Raw genomic sequence first — 3,005 nt, 5'->3', positions numbered from 1 at the left:
CCGTCCGCGACATCGAACCGGATTCGTTCCGGGGGCGCGACGAACGCAGCCGCGACGGGCGCACCTGGACGACGGCGCAGGAATACCTGGCCCGCCGGGTATGACGCCGCGGCTCGTCGTCAGCGGCGCTAGGCGGTGACCCCGGTCCGGGCCTGTTTGGCGGCGGCGACCAGGTTGGCCAGCGACGCGCTCACCTCGTCGGGCTTGCGGGTCTTCAGCCCGCAGTCCGGGTTGACCCAGAGCCGTTGCGCCGGAACCGCGTCCAGCGCCTCGCGCAGCGACTCGGCCATCTCGTCGGTGGACGGCACCCGCGGCGAGTGGATGTCGTAGACGCCCGGGCCGACCCCGTTGGAGAAGCCGATCGCGTTGAGGTCGTCGAGCACCTCCATGTGCGAGCGGGCCGCCTCGATCGAGGTGACGTCGGCGTCCAGGTCGGCGATCGCACCGATCACCTCGCCGAACTCCGAGTAGCACAGGTGGGTGTGGATCTGGGTCGCGTCGGAGACACCCGAGGTGGAGAGCCGGAACGCGCCGACGGCCCAGCTCAGGTAGGCCGGCTTGTCGGCGTTGCGCAGCGGCAGCGTCTCCCGCAGCGCCGGCTCGTCGACCTGGATCACCGCGATGCCGGCCTTCTCCAGGTCCACCGTCTCGTCGCGGATGGCCAGCGCCACCTGGTTGGCGGTGTCGGCAAGCGGCTGGTCGTCGCGGACGAACGACCAGGCCAGGATGGTCACCGGGCCGGTCAGCATGCCCTTGACCGGCTTGTCGGTCAGTGACTGGGCGTAGGTGGCCCAGTCGACGGTCATCGGGCGCGGTCGGGCGACGTCGCCGAAGAGCACCGGCGGGCGCACGCAGCGGCTGCCGTAGGACTGCACCCAGCCGTTGGCGGTGGCGCAGAAGCCGTCCAACTGCTCGGCGACGTACTGCACCATGTCGTTGCGCTCCGGCTCACCGTGTACCAGCACGTCCAAGCCGAGCTGCTCCTGCAGCTTGATCACGTCGGCGATCTCCGCCTTCATCCGCCGGGTGTACTCGGCCTGGTCGATCTCGCCGGCCACCAGTGCGGCGCGGGCCTTGCGGATGTCGACGGTCTGCGGGAACGAACCGATGGTGGTGGTGGGCAGCGGCGGCAGGTGCAGTCGCTCGTCCTGGGCGGTGCGCCGGGCCTCGGCCGTGCCGCGGTGAGTGCCGGCCGCGGTGATGGTGGCGATCCGGCCGCGGACGTCGGCGTTGTTCAGCCGCGGGTCGGCCTTGCGGGAGGCCACCGCGGCGTTCGACGCCGCGATCTGGTCGGCCACCGCATCGCGGCCCTGGTGCAGCGCCTGGGCCAGGGCGGCCACCTCGGTCACCTTCTCGGCGCCGAACGCCAGCCAGCTGCGGAGGTTGTCGTCGAGCGCCGGGTCGGTCTCGTAGCTCAGCGAGTAGGGCACGTGCAGCGTCGAGCACGAGGTGGACACAGCCACGGCGGCTGCGGCGCCGTTCACCGCCTCCAGGGTGCCCAGCGCCGACTCCAGGTCGGTGCGCCAGATGTTGCGGCCGTCGACGACACCGGCCACCAGCGTCTTGGAGGCCAGCTCCGGCACCGCCGTCACGGTGGCGGCCGAGCCGTAGACCAGGTCGACGCCGATCGCCTCGACCGGGGTGCGGGCCAGCGCCGTCAGCGCCGCGCCCGGGTCGCCGAAGTAGGTGGCGACGTGGATCGCGGGCCGGCCGGGCACCGCGCCCAGCCGGGAGTAGACCTGCTCGGCCAGCGCGGGCGCGGTGTCGGAGATGTCGGTGACCAGCACCGGCTCGTCGATCTGCACCCAGTCGGCGCCGGCGGCGGCCAGCTGCGGCAGCAGTTCGGCGTAGACGTCCACCAGCTCGTCGAGCCGGAAGATCGGCTCGGGCGCCCCGTCGACGGCCTTGCTGAGCAGCAGGAAGGTGACCGGTCCGATGATGACCGGGCGGGCCGGGATGCCCTGCGCCCGCGCCTCGGCGAGCTCGCTTAGCACCTTGGCCGGGTTCAGCGCGAACTTGGTGTCCGGGCCGATCTCCGGGACGATGTAGTGGTAGTTGGTGTCGAACCACTTCGTCATCTCCAGCGGGGCGATGTCCTTGTTGCCCCGGGCGGCGGCGAAGTAGCGGTCCAGTTCGTCGGCGATGCCGGCCACCCGGGCCGGGAGCGCGCCCAGCAACACCGCGGTGTCCAGCATCTGGTCGTAGTAGGAGAAGGTGTTCACCGGCACCGAGTCCAGCCCGGCGGCGGCCAGCTCCTTCCAGGTGTCGTGGCGCAGCTTCGCGGCGACCGACTCGAGCTCGTCGCGGCTGGTCCGGCCGGCCCAGTAGCCCTCGGTCGCGCGCTTGAGTTCCCGGCGCGGTCCAATACGCGGGGAGCCGGTAACGGTGGCGGTAAATGGTGCAGTGGTCACAAGTCGTCCTTCACTCGCAGGTGGTGGTCACAGCTGGCAGGTCCTCGAACTTCCCCCGACGCGCCGGGCGGGTGCCGCCACGGCGTCGGGCATGCGTTCTGCTCGACCAGCGTCGACGTCGAGGTTACCGGGTGGCCGGACGGGCCGTGTCGTCGCCCGGTTAGTTAGCCGGTCAACGCATCGGCGATCGGCACCGCGCCGTCGTTGAACTCCAGCGTGCGGTGCACCGTCGAGCCGTCGGCGAGGCAGGCGGCGATCACCAGCGCGACGTTGTCGCGGGAGACCGCGGCCTTGCCGACCTGCCCCGCGGCTCCCCGCAGGGCGATCCGGCCGGTTCCCGGCTCCAGGGTGAGCCGGCTGGGTCCCAGCACCGTCCAATCCAGATCGCTGGCGCGCAGGTAGGCGTCGGCGGCGGCCTTGGCCTCGGCGTACGGGAAGAACGGGTCGTCGGCCGGCACGCCGTGGTCCGGCCCGGCGCCGAAGTAGGACACCATGACGAACCGGTGCACCCCGGCCCGGCCGGCGGCGTCGACGGTGCGGATCGCGGCGTCGCGGTCCACCGCGTAGGTGCGCGCCGGGCTGCCGCCGCCTGCG

The 3,005-nt window shown here is 72.1% G+C and carries 2 protein-coding genes; both read right to left on the bottom strand.

The genetic code is table 11. The features are described 5' to 3' along the window. Positions 1-128 precede the first annotated feature (128 nt). Positions 129-2,411, bottom strand: coding sequence for a 5-methyltetrahydropteroyltriglutamate--homocysteine S-methyltransferase (gene metE, locus AC2VNT_RS07660; protein WP_486946282.1), 2,283 nt, complete (start codon positions 2,409-2,411; stop codon positions 129-131). Between the two features lie 164 nt (positions 2,412-2,575). After that, on the bottom strand, positions 2,576-3,005 hold a 430-nt coding region (locus AC2VNT_RS07655; protein ID WP_486946281.1), incomplete at its 5' end, for an NAD(P)H-binding protein.

The organism is Mycobacterium sp. TH-M15 (assembly GCF_057473705.1).
The sequence above is the reverse complement of the archived record's forward strand: the minus strand, read 5'-3'. Positions and strand labels throughout refer to the sequence as shown.